Origin of the sequence: Nocardia sp. NBC_01327 (genome assembly GCF_035958815.1) — a bacterium.
Classification (GTDB): Bacteria; Actinomycetota; Actinomycetes; order Mycobacteriales; family Mycobacteriaceae; genus Nocardia.
In genome coordinates this window covers 3,613,449-3,629,958 of the sequence record NZ_CP108383.1, presented here as the reverse complement: position 1 = coordinate 3,629,958, position 16,510 = coordinate 3,613,449, and the positions used below count along the sequence as shown (strand labels likewise).

The 16,510-nt window shown below is 66.9% G+C and carries 12 protein-coding genes; 8 read left to right on the top strand and 4 right to left on the bottom strand.

Annotated elements, in window-relative coordinates; all coding sequences use genetic code 11:
* Positions 1-205 precede the first annotated feature (205 nt).
* Complete coding sequence (locus OG326_RS16245; RefSeq protein ID WP_327145472.1) at positions 206-2,122, top strand: ThiF family adenylyltransferase; 1,917 nt, start codon at positions 206-208, stop codon at positions 2,120-2,122.
* Positions 2,119-3,156 carry a 3-oxoacyl-ACP synthase III family protein gene (locus OG326_RS16240; protein WP_327145471.1) on the top strand — a complete coding sequence of 346 codons (1,038 nt, stop codon included), beginning with the start codon at positions 2,119-2,121 and terminating at the stop codon, positions 3,154-3,156. Before OG326_RS16245 ends, OG326_RS16240 begins: the two co-directional genes overlap by 4 nt.
* A gap of 92 nt (positions 3,157-3,248) precedes the next feature.
* Here OG326_RS16240 and OG326_RS16235 read toward each other — a convergent pair whose 3' ends face one another.
* The 3 genes from OG326_RS16235 to OG326_RS16225 all read right to left on the bottom strand — a co-directional run bounded on the left by OG326_RS16235 (position 3,249) and on the right by OG326_RS16225 (position 6,496).
* Positions 3,249-4,325: a methyltransferase gene (locus OG326_RS16235; protein ID WP_327145470.1), complete on the bottom strand. Its 1,077-nt coding sequence runs from the start codon at positions 4,323-4,325 to the stop codon at positions 3,249-3,251.
* 314 nt (positions 4,326-4,639) lie between these two features.
* On the bottom strand, positions 4,640-5,059 hold the full coding sequence (locus OG326_RS16230; protein ID WP_327145469.1) for a hypothetical protein: 420 nt from the start codon (positions 5,057-5,059) through the stop codon (positions 4,640-4,642).
* A 33-nt stretch (positions 5,060-5,092) separates the two neighbouring features.
* On the bottom strand, positions 5,093-6,496 hold the full coding sequence (locus OG326_RS16225) for a lipase family protein (RefSeq protein WP_327145468.1): 1,404 nt from the start codon (positions 6,494-6,496) through the stop codon (positions 5,093-5,095).
* A 220-nt stretch (positions 6,497-6,716) separates the two neighbouring features.
* Between OG326_RS16225 and OG326_RS16220 the strand changes: the two genes are divergently transcribed.
* The 6 genes from OG326_RS16220 (at position 6,717) to OG326_RS16195 (ending at position 15,246) form a co-directional block, all read left to right on the top strand.
* Positions 6,717-7,226 carry a hypothetical protein gene (locus tag OG326_RS16220; RefSeq protein WP_327145467.1) on the top strand — a complete coding sequence of 170 codons (510 nt, stop codon included), beginning with the start codon at positions 6,717-6,719 and terminating at the stop codon, positions 7,224-7,226.
* Entirely contained in the window at positions 7,226-8,602 is a 1,377-nt protein-coding gene (locus OG326_RS16215; protein WP_327145466.1) for a hypothetical protein, read from the top strand. The genes OG326_RS16220 and OG326_RS16215 overlap by 1 nt, the downstream gene beginning before the upstream one ends.
* A complete protein-coding gene (locus tag OG326_RS16210; RefSeq protein ID WP_327145465.1) occupies positions 8,599-9,954 on the top strand; it encodes a VWA domain-containing protein in 1,356 nt (451 codons plus the stop codon). Before OG326_RS16215 ends, OG326_RS16210 begins: the two co-directional genes overlap by 4 nt.
* Before the next feature lie 14 nt (positions 9,955-9,968).
* Positions 9,969-11,087, top strand: coding sequence for an ATP-binding protein (locus OG326_RS16205; protein ID WP_327145464.1), 1,119 nt, complete (start codon positions 9,969-9,971; stop codon positions 11,085-11,087).
* Positions 11,084-13,888 (top strand): DUF5682 family protein, encoded by a 2,805-nt coding sequence (locus OG326_RS16200; RefSeq protein WP_327145463.1) that lies wholly within the window; start codon positions 11,084-11,086, stop codon positions 13,886-13,888. Before OG326_RS16205 ends, OG326_RS16200 begins: the two co-directional genes overlap by 4 nt.
* A 284-nt stretch (positions 13,889-14,172) precedes the next feature.
* A complete protein-coding gene (locus tag OG326_RS16195; RefSeq protein WP_327145462.1) occupies positions 14,173-15,246 on the top strand; it encodes a hypothetical protein in 1,074 nt (357 codons plus the stop codon).
* A 36-nt stretch (positions 15,247-15,282) separates the two neighbouring features.
* Here the strand turns inward: OG326_RS16195 and OG326_RS16190 are convergent, their stop codons facing one another.
* Positions 15,283-16,491: a NupC/NupG family nucleoside CNT transporter gene (locus OG326_RS16190; protein ID WP_327145461.1), complete on the bottom strand. Its 1,209-nt coding sequence runs from the start codon at positions 16,489-16,491 to the stop codon at positions 15,283-15,285.
* Positions 16,492-16,510: the final 19 nt, after the last annotated feature.

The following is a 16,510-nucleotide window of genomic DNA, read 5'->3' as shown; positions in this document are numbered from 1 at the left end:
CCTCGGACACACCACGGCGATTTGTCCAGTTGGTCATTTGCCAGATCACACAGCTACTATTTAGCAACACGGCTCGCTAGCCCTTCATGGCACGAGAAACACGTGTTCTTCCTGCTCGAATTCGCTCAGACGTTGACGTACTCTGCTCGTCCGCATCTACGCACAGCACACTCAGCAAACGAATTCCTGGAAAGGATCCATGCACGTGTCGGTATCTGGCGGATCTCGCACGTCCATCGACGGACGCGATATCTGGAACCGCAATCCTGATGTGCAGTGGCATGTTTCGGCGTTCCAAGCACCCCGCAGCGGGGCCGACCCCACCGATCAGGTGCGGTGGTTACAGGAGCTGCGGGCTCGAATCCTGTACGACAACGGCCGGCGGCCGGGCTTCCGCGATGCCGCCGGCGCCCATGTCGACGATCAGGAATTGGATTACGGTGCCTGGCATTTCGTCGCCCGGCGACATCCGGACGGCCCGGTGCTGGGGTATATCCGGCTCTCGACCCCGGCGACCGGTGAGCTGTTCCAGTCCCGGGCGCATCTGGGTGAACAGCAGTACGAACGACTGCTGGCCGCCGAAGGCGCCGGGGTCGAGGACACCTACGAGCACAGTCGGCTGGTGGTGGAGCATCGAGCCCGCAAGCTGGGGCTCGGCGCCTATCTGAACGCGGTCGCGATCGGCGCCGCGCATCATCTCGGAGCCAAGATCATGATCGGCACGTCGGGGACCCGGGACGGCCAGGATCAGTTCCACGGCCGGTTCGGATTTCATCCCGTGGCGGGGACTCGCTGCTATGTCGAGCGCTATACCGAGGAGGTGGTGATCCTGCTGCACCGGACCGCGGCGGGAGCGGGTGAATACACCGATCTGGTGGGCCGCATGCGTGCGGAGTTCCCAGCGCTGACGAGTGACGATCTCGGCATACCGACGAGCGGCGATCTCGGTGCGTGGACTGCGGCCGGGATCGAAAGCCGCGATGCGCCAGCGGCTCTGGTGGCGGCAGCCGTGCCGGATGCCGACGGGTGGCAGCCGGTGCTGCTCGAACCCACCTACGCCGCCGACCATGCGGCCTTGACCGCGCTCCTGGAATCGGGCCGGGTCACCGCCGTGCACGACACCATCACCTCGCAATTGGCCGAGCTGATCCGCTGCCGGGAGCCCGATCGCCGCTATGCGGGGGCCGAACTCGAGCGGAAGATCGACGAGCAGCTGGCCGGGGTCGAGGCCTGGGCCTACGGCAGCTGGGTCTGGTACCCCTGGTCTGGGCGGCTGGTGCATGTGCTGCCGCGCGAGGAGTTCCGGCTCGTCCGCACCGACCGCAATCGCGAGAAGATCCAACGCCCGCAGCAACGCCGGCTGCTCGATCGCCGGATCGGGATCGTCGGACTGTCGGTCGGCAACAGCGCCGCGGTCACGCTCGCGCTCGAAGGCGTCGGTGGCGCGTTCCGGCTCGCCGACTTCGACGAACTGAGCCTGTCCAATATGAACAGGCTGCGTGCGGGCGTACATCATCTCGGCATCGGCAAGGCGGTGATCTGCGCACGCCAAATGTTCGAGATCGACCCGTATCTGGATATCGAGATCATGACGAGCGGGCTCACCGAGACCACCATGGCCGAGTTCTTCCACGGCGATCGGACACCGATCGATCTGCTGGTGGAGGAGTGCGATACGCCGTACGTCAAGATCGCGGCTCGGGAATGCGCTCGCGCACTGGGGATTCCGGTGGTCATGGATTGCAATGATCGCGGCATGCTCGATATCGAACGCTTCGATCTGGAGCCGGATCGGCCACTGCTGCACGGCAGAATCGGCGACCTCCGCGCTGCCGATCTGCCCGAGCTCTCGGATCAAGAGAAAGCGGATCTCATCTTGGCCATGGTCGATGCCGAACGAATCAGCCCCGAACTCGCCTCCGCATTCGGGGAAATCGGCCGGACACTGAGCAGTTGGCCGCAATTGGCCTCCGATGTGGCACTCGGCGGAGCGCTGGTCACCTCGGCCGCGCGCCGTATCCTGCTCGGCAGTCACTGCGAATCGGGCCGGTACTACATCGATCTCGATACCCTGATCGCCCCCGCGTACAACACCGCCGCGCTGGACGGTGCCCGCACATGACCATGACCTACGCGACCGATCAACCGCAGTCCCCGCCGGTGCGGCCGCCCGTGCCGCTACCGATCACGGTGTCGGGCTCCGGCATTCATCTGCCCGATACGGTCGTCACCAACGCCGACCTCACCCGGACGCTGGATACCTCGGCCGAATGGATCGTCGCGCGCACCGGTATCCGGGAACGCCGGCGCCTGGCGCCGGAGCTGGCGGTTTCGGATATGTGCATCGCCGCCGCTCCCGCGGCACTTGCCGAGGCGGGGATCGCAGCTCGCGATCTCGACGCCGTCATCGTCGCGACCTATACCTACGACCAGCCGCTTCCCTCGACGGCGCTGATGGTCAAGGACCGCCTCGGCGCCGGACGGGCGCTGCCCATCGACATCACCCAGGCAGCCTGCGCCAATGGGCTGCAAGCCATTCTGCTCGCGGCCCATCTGTTGCAGGTTTCCGCACGGGCGGTGCTGGTCGTCGCCGCCGACTGCGCCTCCCGGGTCACCGATCCCCTGAACCGCACCACCGGTGTCTTCTTCGGCGACGCCGCCGGGGCCGTGGTGCTGACCCGCACCGAAACCACCGGCGCCGGACTTCTGGCCTGGGACTTCGGATCTCAGCTCTCCCATGACGTCGAGATCCGGGCCGGTGGATCCCGGCTACCGACCAGCGCCCGGACCGTCGCCGAGCGCGAACACTATCTCCGGATGGACGGTCGTGCGGTGTGGGCGGCGGCGACCACCCGGCTGCCGGAAAGCATCCGCGCCGCCGCCTACCACGCCGGGCTCGATGTCACCGAAATCGACCATTTCTTCCTGCACCAGGCCAATCTCAATATCCTCACCGCCGCGATGACCGAGCTCGAAGTGCCGATGCGGCGTGCGCCCATCACTCTCGACACCCTCGGCAATACCGGCTCCGCGGGGGTGCTGACCGCTCTGCATCAGGCGCGCACCGATGCCCGTCTCCACCCCGGCGATACCTATGTTCTCTCCGCCATCGGAGCCGGATTCCAGTGGGGCACATTATGTTTCCGTCAGGGATAGGCGCAGGTATCCACCGGCTGCGTACCTGATCGCCCATCGCTCGGCGTAGCCGATTCGGTCCAGAGGGCAGCGCGCCTTCTGGACCGTTCGTCTCATGACGAGGCGGGCAGTCGTCCCGGTTTGCGCCCGAACACCATCGAGGTCGGGCCGATCAGATGCCGCTTCTTGATGTGGGTGAATCCCGCGTCGCGAAGCCAGCCGGAGCACTGGGTGGTTGTGGCTTCGAAGCCCTCGCGCATCTCCAGCATGATGTTCAAGCTGGACAGGAAGCTGATGAGATTGTTCCTGCCGCCCGGATCGGTCATGGCGTCGTAGACCAGCAGCACGCCACCGGGCGGCAGCGCCTCGTAGGATTTGGCGATCAGTTCGCGCCGCTTGGTTTCGCTGTAGCCGTGCAGCAGGTGGCCGAAGCAGATCACGTCCGCGCTCGGCAGTGGGCCGTCGTTCATATCGCCCGCGACGAAGCCGATCCGGTCGCTCAGCGCGAACGACTCGACGTATTCCTCGAAGATCGGGCCCACCGCGGGCAGGTCGTAGCTGACCCCGCTGATATGGGAGTGGGTGAGCGCGACCCGCACGGGCAGCGCCCCCTGCGCCGCGCCGACATCCACGAATGTCCGAAAGCGCTGCCAGGGAAAGCGTTTGGCGATGAGCATCGCCTCGCCGGTCGAGATTCCGGTCATCCCGGCCAGGAAGTTCCGCAGCGCTGCCCGGTCGCCGTAGAGGGAGGAGAAGAATTCACTCTCGCCGTGTTCCTCCTCGGCCCCGGGCCTGCCGGTCCGCAGCAGATCCCCCAGCCCCGACCACAGGTCGTAGAGCCGGGTGCTCGACAGCTCCATCAACCCGCCGATATAGCTCGGTTTGGCGCGGTCCAGGAACAGTGCGGCCTGACGCGAATTGGTGTAGACCCCGGAGCGATCTCGCCGCAGCAGCCCCATATCGACCAGCGCCCCGAGGAACGGCCCGGTGGCTCGCGGATGCCACCCGAGCCGGTCCCGCAATTGCGGCTCCGACAGCGGACTCACCGCCAACTCGGTGAAAACCCCGGACTCGACCGCCGTGAGCACAACCCGCGAGGACCAGAACGCCATCCCCTGCTCCAGAATCTGCTGCGGATCGGCAAAACGCCGCAGCACCGGCCCGCCGATCCGGCTCTGAAATGCCCTCATCAACAACAACTCTCGGCGAATGCCACGATCGGCACCCGATACCGCAACCGCTTCCGAGGACACCTCTCGATCCGGGAGAAGCGGGTTGCCATCGATCGAACTCTCGGGATGCGCCATGTGCAATTCCTCCAGTGCTGTGACCGACCCCGCGAACCGGCAGCCAGCTGCAATCCGGGCCGAACGCAAGGCTTGCCTCCATCACATCACCGATTGCCCACCCACGGTGATCCAGCAGCAGATCAAGCCCGGAGAAGCCGCGTCCTGTGCATTCCCAGACACTAACGGAGCGCACCGACAGGCACAGGCAGCGCGGGTCAGCGCTGCAGTTTGGCCACCTGCGTGGCCAGCAGCCGGTCGCCGAAAGCGATGCTCTCGGCGGGCATTTCGGGCCGGAAGGAACCGAGGTTGCCGCTGATGTACTCGACCACGGTGCGGGCGCCCACCGTCGCGAAGCGCACGACAGCGGCCGTGGGCATACTGCCGGAGCTCTTATTGCCCAGTTCCCGGATGTACGGCATCTCCCGCACCTGCCCCGCGCCCGCGATGTCCTTGAGCACCGGCACCTCCCAGTCGATGACCTGCTCCGACCCGTCGCGATCGCGCACCGAGATGTTCACGCTCGGGCACGCTCGCATGGTCGAGGCCAGGGCATCGGCGTCCACGACCCGGTTCAGCACCGCGATCTGCACGTCGTAGCGGGGCTTGCCCCGCCAACCGCGGGCTACAAAGGACAATTCAGACTTCGGGTCTGGGCGCGTGCGGCGGATTCAGGATCCCGGGCGTGGGGCGGGGCATTCGCTGGGGGCTGCGTCGCCGCGTAGTCGTTGATCGAGCCAGTCGATGGCGCCGGGGAAGCCGACCATCAGGGTGATGGTGTGTTCGCCGGGGATGGAGCGGTAGACGGCGGGGACGCCTCGGGAGCACTGGTCGGCGAAGAGGTTGAGGGATTCGGTTTCGGGGACCCAGATATCGAGCATGCCGTGGTAGATGTACAGCGGCGCAGCGGATGTGCGGTCGCGGAAGTCGGAATTGCCGAACATGGCGGCGGCGACCGTGGTGTCGAGGGGGTGGGCGTTGTTCGTGGCGATCTCGATCGGGACGCCGGTGATGCCGAGAATGCCGTTGCTGTCGCCGCAGGTGTCCTTGACGGGGGATGTGGCCAGCCATTCGCCGAGGTTGTTCAGCTGGTTCAGCAGTTCGGGATGTTCGCGGGCGAAGGCAAGCGCGACCACCATCAGGATCCCGGAGGCGAGACCACCGTCGAAGTGGTGTGCGACTTCTCGATAGTCGGTGACCAGCCCGCCCAGCGCGACACCCGCCAGCGACCCGGACAACTCCGGCGCGTACTCCCCCAGCAGCATATCCGCCGCGTAGGCGGCGATCGCGCCGCCGGAATAGCCGCCGATGGCAAACCTGCTCTGCCCCAGCGTATTCGGCTCCACGGCGCGAACCGATCGCATGGCGTCCAGCATCACGTGCCCGGCTACCCGCGGTTCCGCGTAGGCCATCCGCGGCCCCTCGTGATCGGGGATGAGCACCCCGTAACCCCGGGACAGCGCCAGAAAAGTGGCGGGCGGGAACAGATCCCCGACACTGAACTTGCTGTTCACACCGTGCGCCATCGCATAACTGGGCGTGCACTGCAGCCCCAGCGAATTGATCGGGATCGCGTTCACCAGCACCGGCCGGTCACCCGGACCGGTCCAGCTCGCGGCCGGGATGAGCAGGGTGGCGGTGCCGAACGACGCCCCGCCTGAGGCCCCGGTGGTCCGGAACTTCAACAGCAGTGCCCGGGAGATCGGCACCCCGGCCAGTGGCGCGGCAGTCGCCGTGACGTCCCGGACCTCGATCGGATCACCGGGCTTCAGGGCATCCAACCCGCTCGGCCAATCATCGAAGAGCGGATCACCGCTGGCGGGCGACAGCGTGGACCGCCAGAGCGAGGCGAGCTCGGGCGACAACTGCGCGTTCGGGGGCGACGGCGCCGGCGGCAGCACCGGCTTCGGCACCGTGTGGTCGATCCAGCTCTGCCATTCAGTGGCATCGGTGGGCGCCGCACCCGCGGGCCCCTGATCGGTATGCCCCACCGGGGCGTAGAGCACCGCCGCGGTCACCGCCGAGGCGACGGCCACGAGTATTCGGACACGCTGCGACCACCCACTGAAAGACACTGTGCCCCTTAATAAATCAAGCTGCCCGACGCGTCCCCAGACTACGGTCGACCGCCCCCGCCAGCAGCTTTCCCGTAGATCTCACAAAACATACCGCGCCCGGCTCCTCCGACGCCACAACCCGTGCGCGTGGCGCACGGTATGGCGCACGGATACCGGCGGAACTTGTCGGTGCGGTCACATACCTTGAGCGCATCTTGATCGATCGGGAGGGAGAACGATGGACTCGAATTCGAGCGCCGCGCCGGAGCAACCGGCGTGGGAAAGCGCTTCTGTCGTAAGGGTTTTGCCCACTATCGCACCACGCAAACTGAACAAGGTGCCGTTCGTGGAGCTGGCCGACGGGCGCTTGCAGGGGGTCGTGTCGAGTGGGTCCGATATTTCACGCGTGTACGTGGCCTCGGTGACCGCGGGGACGCACGGGTTGAGCTGCAGCACCAATAACAACCGGCCGTGCGGCGGGTTGAACCAGGGGTGGGGCTGCAAGCATCTGGATTCGCTCATCGAAGAAGCGGTGCTGCAGTACGGGCAGGACCGGGTGGCCCGGTTCCTGCGGGTCGAGGTACCCGAGGGTTCCCGACTTTCCAGCTGCCTCAAGGGAACTCGCGATCCGGCTCCGGCCGCCGCGGTGTTCAGCCGGTTCCTGCGGCATCTGACCTACCTGGAGTTGCCCGGTAGCGCGACGCCGATTCCGGAGTTGCACTGGTTTCCGGCGGGGGTGGGTCGCTGATGCGGGCAGTACAGCTGACCGCGCTGGCGGACGCACCCGCGGGAGTCACGGATGCCCTGGAGATCGTGGGCGGGTTCGATACCGCACTGGTCAATGGCTTCGCCCGGGTTTCGGAACCGCAGAGCGCGGCACTGACCGCGCTGGCCGGAGCCGTGGCGGGATCGCCACTGACCGGGGCGGTATCCGCGGCGGTATCGAAGGTGAGCACCGGGGCGATCGGCACGGATGAGTTGACGGCATTGGCTGCCGCCCGTGCCGCCCTCCTGGGCTCGGTACACGACGCACTGGTCGAACAGACCGATAAAGCACTGGGCCGCAATCGATTCGAGTGGGAAGCCGCGCCGAATACCGCCGCACCAACCCCACTCGCGGCGGGTTCCCGCGCCTGGCTCGGCGAACTGGCCATCGCGGGATGGCGCGGCGTGGACCATGACCTGGTCGCTGCGGCGGATCGCACCGTGGAAGCGCTACTGGCCGACCCCGCGCTGCGCCGGCTGGCGATACTGCTGGACGGCTTCACCGCCGAACTGGGCGCCTGCGCGCCGATCGCCACCATGGATCGGATACCGGCGCGCCGCTGGGCCGATCTGTGGGCACGCGCCCTGCTGCTGTCCTGGCGCGGCACGGAATCGGCTGCACCCGAATCGGTTTCGGGCCGCCTGCTACCGCTGGGCGTGGACGTGCACGAGCACGGGACCGCCGTACAGGTTCAGGTGCACGGCGTGCTGGAGACCGCGGGCGCACCGGCACGCCAGGTGCGCGCATCTGTCGCGGCGGCCAAGGTGGACACCATTGTGGGACCGGCGGTGTGGCAGCTGCTGGGCGCGCATCGGCAGTTGCTCACCGCACTGGCCGAACACCGCGCGCTGGAGCTCACCGATATGCCGCTGACGGCCACCGGTGACCTGCTGTGGGAGGACGATCGGGCGAAGGCTGGGGAGGCCGCCGATCCGTTCGTCACCGCCACCGTGCAATTGCCGCAGGCGCAGGCCCCGGCCGTCGCACCGCTGGATCGCGATCCGGTGCATATCGCAGTACCGGTTCTGCTCGAGGGGTACCGGTTCCGCGACGGTGTACTGGAATTGGAGGGGCAGCGCATCCGCGTGGAGCTGGACGCACTGCCGTCCGCCGGTCCGCTCACCGCAGCCGGGGTGACCGGTTCCAGCACCCTGATCGGACTGCTGCGCTGGGATGCGAGCGGCTGGTCGGTGCGACCGCTGGCCGTACAGCGCAAGGTCAAAACGGTGCTCACCGCCTTCCACAACGGCGATTGGGCACTCGGCCCGACCGATCCGAAAGTCGCCAAGGCACAGGCGAAGTCGGGCGATGCCGTGGCGGTGCTGCGCGAGCGCGCGGGACGGTTGCTGCGCAAATGACAAATCACGAGACACGGCGCCAGATCCTGTACTGGCGTCTGCTGGCCGGCGTCTTCACCGGGGATCAGCAGCCGACGCTGGAGCAGGCGAGCGCGGGGATCGTCGACGATCTGGGATTGCCGCTGGCAGTGCTCGATCCGGGCATCTCCATCGACAATGTGGTGCAACGGTATCCGGAGATGCAGGCGGAATTCGACAACCTCGATTTCTCCGAGGCCGGGGATACCGGGACCAGGGATGCTGGGACCGGGGATGCTGGGACCGAGGCCGAGCCGAGCGAGGCCGTCGCCGCGACGCCCCACTCCATCGGCGCGGCCGATGTCCGCACTGCCGCACTGGTTTCCAAGCTGCTGCTGAACGTCTTCGCCACCGGCTCCGGTCAGGTCAGCGCAACCCAGCTGGCGGGCTGGCAGTCCGATGCCCAGTGGCTGCGCCGCTGCCTGGGCGAAGAGCAGGCCGGTTCGGTACAGGGTGTGCTCACCGGCCTCGAAGGCGAGCTGGTGTCCCGTATGCGGCTGCGCGAAGTGCTGGCGGATCCACACCTGGCCGCCCAGCTCACCCCGAGCATGTCGCTCATCGAACAGCTGCTGCGCGATAAGCACAATCTGTCCGGCGTGGCCCTGGCCAATGCCAAACGCCTGATCCGCCGCTATATCGACGAGGTCGCCGAGGTCCTGCGCACCCAGGTGCAGCAGACCAGCGTCGGCACCGTCGACCGCTCGGTCCCGCCCAAACGCATTCTGCGCAATCTGGATGTGGACCGGACCATCTGGAAGAACCTGCCCAACTGGAACCCCCAGGACGAGCGCCTCTACGTCGACCGGCTCTACTACCGGCAGACCGCCAAGCGCACCGTCCCCGCCCGCATGATCGTGGTGGTGGACCAGTCCGGTTCCATGGTCGACTCCATGGTGAACTGCACCATTCTGGCGTCGATCTTCGCGGGCCTGCCCAAGGTGGATGTGCATCTCATCGCCTACGACACCCGCGCCCTGGATCTCACCCCGTGGGTGCACGATCCGTTCGAGGTGCTGCTGCGCACCAATCTCGGCGGCGGCAATGACGGCCCGATCGCCATGGCCATGGCCCAGCCCAAGATCACCGACCCGAAAAACACCGTGCTGGTGTGGATTTCGGACTTCTACGAGTTCGACCGCTCACAGCCGCTGTTCGAGTCCATGGAGGCGGTGCACCGCTCCGGGGTGAAGCTCATCCCGGTCGGCTCGGTGAACAGCTCCGGCCATCAGAGCGTCAATCCGTGGTTCCGCGAACGGTTCAAAGCCCTGGGCACCCCGGTGCTTTCCGGACGCATCCAGAAGCTCGTGCACGAACTCAAGAACTTTCTCGACTAGGAGACACAGACCTCATGAACGACGTTTTGCGCGCCCCCGCCGAGATCAAGTACGCCGAGGAACTCGATTGGCTGGAGTCCATCGACGACGGCCCCAAGCCCTACACCTGGCGGCTGAGCCCGAAGATGGTGCGGCTGTTCATTCTCGGCTCCGAACGCGCCGACGGACTGGACCGGGAGGTGAGCCAGAAGTGGTTCGGTGACCGCAGCTTCGTCGAGCGCAGCATTGTCACCCTGGCCTCGGACCGGGGCCTGCTGCTCATCGGCGATCCGGGCACCGGCAAGAGCTGGCTGGCCGAACTGCTCGCCGCGGCCATCAGCCGCAATTCCACGCTGGTGGTGCAGGGCACCGCGGGCACCACCGAGGACCACATCAAGTACTCGTGGAATATCTCCATGGTCATCGCCAAGGGTCAGTCGCGGGAGTCGATGATCCCGTCCCCGATCATGACCGCCATGGAGCAGGGCGTGATCGGCCGCTTCGAGGAGCTCACCCGATCCACCAGCGATGTGCAGGACGCGCTGATCTCCATCCTGTCGGAGAAGTACGTCTCGATTCCCGAACTCGACGATGACAATGTGGTGTTCGCGCAACCGGGCTTCTCCATCATCGCCACCGCCAACAGCCGCGACCGGGGTGTGAACGATCTGTCCTCGGCGCTCAAGCGGCGCTTCAATTTCGTGCGAATTCCGGTGGTGTCCAATAAGAAGAGCGAGGCGGAGATCGTGCGCTTCCGCACCGCGGAACTGCTGCGCCGGCATTCCCTCGAGCTGGAACTGCCGCCCACCCTGCTGGACATCCTGCTGGAGAGCTTCGCCGATCTGCGCGCCGCCGCGGCCGCCGCCACCAGCGACGACGACAAACTGGAGTCGGCACTGTCCACCGCCGAGCAGATCGGCGTGCTCGAGGACGCCATTCTGCACAGCCAGTTCTTCGGTGCGAAGGAACTGAGCGCCGAAACCCTCGCCGGGTCGCTGGTCGGATCTCTGGCCCGGCGGCAGCCCGAGGACCTGGCCATTCTCAACAAGTACCTGCACGGTGTGGTCGAGCCGCGCACCAGGGACAAGAAGGGCAAGGCGCCCTGGGGCGAGTTCCTGGAGGGCGGCCGGGCCGCGATCGCGAGGCTCTCATGACCGTCTCCGATACTCGGCCCGCGCCGAATACCTTTGGCGCACTGCGGGATCAGCTGGCGAACGCGGCCGTCGCGTTCGCCGGGGCCCCCGGGGCGGCGGGCGATATTCTGGCGGGCATCGTCGACGATGTCGACCGGGCGCTGACGGAGCGGCTGGAGATCTTCCCGGTCTGCCACCACTCCCCCGCCTCCGGTCTGGCAATGGTGCGGCGGCTGCGCGAAAAGCAGCCGAGCGTCATCTATCTGGAACTGTGCGAGGATCTGCGGCCGCTGCTGGACGAGCTGCGCAACTGCCGCTTGCCCGTGGCGCTGCAGGCCTTCGCCACCGACACCACCGGTTTCCCGGCGGAGTGGGCGCCGCTGTCGGTGGTCGCGCCGATCACCGAATCCTCGGCCGAGTACCAGGCCATCGCCTATGCGCTCGAGACGCCGGGCGTCGAACTGGTGCTGGTGGATCGGTCCACCGATCACGTCTTCCAGTGGGCGCCCACCGCGGACTCGGCGCAGACGCCCGGCGATGGCGAGCAGCCCGAGGACGACGGCCTGCACGGCGCGGCGGTGGGCATCGACATCGGTGATCTGCGACCGCGATTCGCGGAACTGGAAGAACACCTGCTGCACCACGGCAAGGTCCGGCACTGGTCGGAATGGTGGGATCAGTACGTCGAACAACCGCTCGCGGACGCCGACTACGACACCTACCGCCAGGTCATGGTGATGATCGGCAGCCTGTTCCGGCGGCTGCGGCGCGGCAGCACAGCCGAGGACGAAGATCGCGAACGGTACATGTGGACCCGTATGCGGGAACACCTGTCCGCCAACAGGATCGACCCGGCCCGGGTGTTATACGTATGCGGCGCGGCCCATGCGGCCAGCCCGGTCGCACAGTTCGGACTGGAGTCGGACGCGGCGTTCGAGATCTCGCCGCGCTCGGCCACCACCTGGCACTACGGGCTGATTCCGTCCAGCCACTCCGCGATCGAGGCACAGTTCGGGCTGGCCGGCGGCGCGGTGTCGATCGCGGCGGCCACCTGGGCGAAGGGTTTGCGGCGCGGCAGAGTGCAGCCGTTCCAGCTGGAGGGCCAGCCGGGGGCGAAGAAGGCCGCCAAGAAGCTGCCACTGCTCCCTGCCGAATCGGAAGCCGAAGTGGCGGATCAGCTTTCGGGATTCCTGTCGCGGCCGCCGGTGCTGGACCCGCTCGACGAGGCCGAGCTGCTGGAATGGTCGGTGGATATCGTCCGGCTGGCCCGGCGCAATGGCTACCTGGCCAGCACCGCCGACGCCATTGCCATCTTCGAGACCTCGATCCTGCTGGCGGGCTTGCGCAATCGCGCGCGGCCGACACCGTACGACTTCCAGGACGCGGCCGTCACCTGCATCGAAAAGGATCGGGTGCCCGGACGCCGGGATGTGCGGCGGCTGTGCGAAATCCTGCTCGGCGGCGACCGCATCGGCCAGGTCGGCTATGCGGCGCTGCCGCCGCTGGCCCGCGATGTGCTCGACCGGCTGCAACCGCTCGGAATGGATCTGTCCAAGCGGACACTGCAGCGCGCACTGCTGGATCTGAAGTCGAATCCGGACCTGCGGCCGTGCTCGGATCTGCTGTGGCTGCTGCGCAGATTGCTGCCGCAGGACGCACTGCGGCCGATCATGGGTTCGCGCGGCCTGGGCGAGACCTCGATCCAGGAGAGCTGGGATATCGGGCTCGGCAAGTATCAGCGGTCGCTGGTGGAGCTCGGCTACGAGGGCGTCTCGGTGGAGCAGGTGCTCGAGCAACGCCTGCGGCGTGCGGTCACCGCACCGGATGCGACGGCCGCGGTCGCACTGGGCGCGGTCGAGGATGCGCTGGTGTATCTGGGGTCGGTCCGGCTCGCCGCCGAACTCGGCAACCGTGCGGTCGAACTGCTCGCCGCCGAGCGAACAGTGGACGACGCGCCCGTCGTGCTGCGGCGAATCCGGCTGCTGCTCAACTATTTCCGATCCACCGAGGACGGCCTGCCGGCCTGGTGCGAACGGTTCGTGACGGCCGGGTATTCGCACTACTGCACCCTGCTGCCCACCGCCTTCGCCGCCGAGGAGACCGGACCGGCACAGGTCGCGGCCATGCTGGGCTTCCTGTTCGGGATGGAGAACCTGGCACTGTCACTGGGTTGCGATCACACGCAGCTGGAATTGGCAGTACTGCAATCGCATCCGGAAGCGCCGGCCAAGGTGGCTCTGCTGTGGGCGGCGCGGTTCCAGCTCGGCATGCTGACCATGGCCGAGTTGCGCGCGCGGTGCGACGCAATGCTCGCCAATCCGCTGGTGCTGCCCACGGTTCCGCACTACGTAAGCGGTTTCGTACAGGCCATCGACCCGGCCCCGGCACTGAAACCCTTTGTGGTGGAGCTATTGTCGAAGGCCTTCGGCACACTGCCGGACGCGGTGCTGCTGCCCTGGCTACCCAAGCTCATCACCGCACTGAAGGATCAGGCGGGCGACCTCATCCCCGGACTGGTCCGGGAAGCCGCCCGCACCTTCCCCGGCGCACTCCCCGCGGTGGACGCCTTCACGCCACCCTGGTCGATCGAATCCACCGCGGTCACAACCCCGATGGCGGCAGCATCGCGCGGACCGGTCACCGGCCTACTGGCCGCTCACCCCGGCACCTGCGACGCACTCGCCGGGCTCCTCGGCATCGAGGGCAGCTGGCAACAACCCGGACCAGCCGGAAACCGCGAGGTGACCGACCTACTCGATCGGTTCCCCGCCACCGCCGCCGCCCTGGCGACACAGCTCGGACTGTCAGCCGCGCTGAATTGACCCGGTCCGGCCGGTTCGTCACCGCAGTGGACGACCGGCCGGGCCTTCCGGCCTCCCGCACATTTCTTCCCGAAATTTGGGCTTTCGACAAAGTTGGGCTTTCGGCCAATCGTTTCGACTGCGCATGACGAACTACCGAAGAAGTGCATTTTCAAACAGAGGTTGATCGGATGAGGGTTTTCGGCGGAGTTTCAGCGGAACGGACAGTGGTGCGCGGGGTACTACTACCGGATCCGGCAGGCAGACAGCGGGATTCACCGAGGCCAGGCGCGCTGGAACGCCCGGTGCGGGATGAATCGGTCGATACCGTCGTCCTCGAGGTGCTCGACGCGCTGGCCCGGGACGCCCCGGAGATCAGTGATGTGGCGGTCGTGTATCGCACGGTCACCGAACGGCGCGCGACCGTCTCGGCGCTCGCCGACGGGATATGGCAGCGCGCCTCACATGTCTCGATCAAGGTCGCACTGCTGGCCCTGGCGCAGGAGGCGGCGGGCACCGGGAATCTGATGGTGCTCGAACTACTCGATCATCACACCGCATTCGTCCTGGCCACGCCCCGGCGCACCCAGATCATGGCGGCGGACTCCTGGTCGACCGGCGTCGTCGACGCACCCACCACGCAGGAGGCGATCGGACGGATCTGGCCGATCCTGAACGCCATGGGTTTACGGCCCGACGCGGTTCTGGTCTGCGGTTCGGCGCTGGCCGATCCCGCTGTCGCCGAGGCGGTGCGGCTCGGGTTCACCGTGCCCGTCACCGAGGCGCCCGACCCCGCGAACGCGGTGGCTCGCGGCGGCGCACTGGTGGTGGCCGGACAGTCGAGCCGACCCGATGCCGAGGTTCCCACGGGGAATCGCCGCCCCGGCCTGGTGCTGCTGGGAGTCGCCGTCGCCGCGGCGACACTGGCCGCGACCGGATTCACCCTGGTGCAGATCCGCGAACACACCGCATCGGTGGCACAGGTCCACATGACACCCGCCGGCTCCAGCGCCGCACTAGCTCCCACAACGCAAGCGCCCGCGCCGATCCCGCCGCCGGAACCGATCACCGATAGCCCCGCGCCGCCCCCCGCGCCGGAACCGATCACCGACAATCCCGCGCCGATCATCACCACTCCCCCGAAACGCACCCATCCGGCGCACCCCACCACCACCGATCCGGCCGTCACCACCACCACCACCACCGATCCGACCACCTCGAGCGTCCCGCCGACCTCGACCAAAGTCGGTGCACCGGACGCCAACTGGCTCTTCCCCGGCGAATCCCCGCCGCCTCCCGCGGGTTCGGACCCCGCGCAGATCCAGGCCTGGTGGGACAACCACCTGGCCCTGAAAGACCGCTGGCTGCACGGAGGTTAGCGATCGGCACCCGCAATCACCTCCGGTCGCGGTGGATTACTGCACCAGACCTACGACGGTCGCGCTGATCAGGCTGACCAGGGTGGCGCTGTAGATCAGGCGGAGTCCCTTGCGGGCGACGAGGGCGCCTTGGGCGGCATCGATGATGCGGACCGCTCCGGTGACAATGGCAATAGTGGTGAGGTTGGCGAAGGACACCAGATAGGTGGAGAGGATCGCCATGGTGTGACTCGACAGCGGGGTCTGGCGGCTGTGCAGCTGCTGCATGGCGACCACCTCGTTCGATACCAGCTTGGTGCCCATGAACGTTCCCGCAGAACGGGTTTCGTCCCAGGAGATCCCGGTCAGCCAGGCCAGCGGCGCGAAGGCGTGTCCCATCACATCCTGGAAGGTGGTGCCGTGGAACACCGCCGCGAATATGCCGTTGATCAGGGCCAGCAGGGCGGTGAAGCCCAGCAGCATGGCTGCGACGGTGATCGCGATCCGGAAACCCAGCAGGATGTAGTCGGCCAGCATCTCGAAAAAGGAAGGCTTGTCCCGGGATTCGGCGTCCTCGACGTGGAGCAGGGCATCATCCTCGCGGGTGGTGGTCCGATACGGGTTGATGAGCGCGGAGACGGCGAACGCGCCGAAGAGATTCAGGGTGATGGCGGCGATCACGTACCGCGGTTCGACAAGCTGCATGTACACCCCCAGGATCGCGGCCGACACCGTGGACATGGCCGAGGTGGCCAGCGTCAGCATCCGGCGTTCGGGTATGCGGCCCAGAATGTCGCGCAGGGAGATGAACACCTCCGACTGCCCGAGCAGCATTGCCGCGACCGCATTGAACGATTCGAGCCTGCCGAATCCGCTGACCCAGGACACCACCTGTCCGACCGCGCGAATGATCAACGGCAGCAGCCGAATATGCTGCAGAATCCCGATCAGGGCGGAGACGAGCACGATCGGCATGAGGACCGAGAAGAAGATCGCGGGCTGCGTACCGACCCTGGGCAGGTCGCCGAAGACGAAGGCCGTGCCGGTACCGGCGTACGTGATCAGATGATCGAAACTCGAGCTGACGGCATGGATCACGGTGTCCCCCACCGATGATTTCAGCAATAGCAGGGCAAGTCCGAACTGCACGAGCAGCAGCACCCCGACGCGCCCCAGCCGCCCGCCCGCCGCCCGTCGATCGCTGCTGGGCAACCATGCGAGGAACAGGAAAGACGCCAACCCGATACTTCCGATCAGATAGTGCACGCACGCCTCCGGGAGTTTG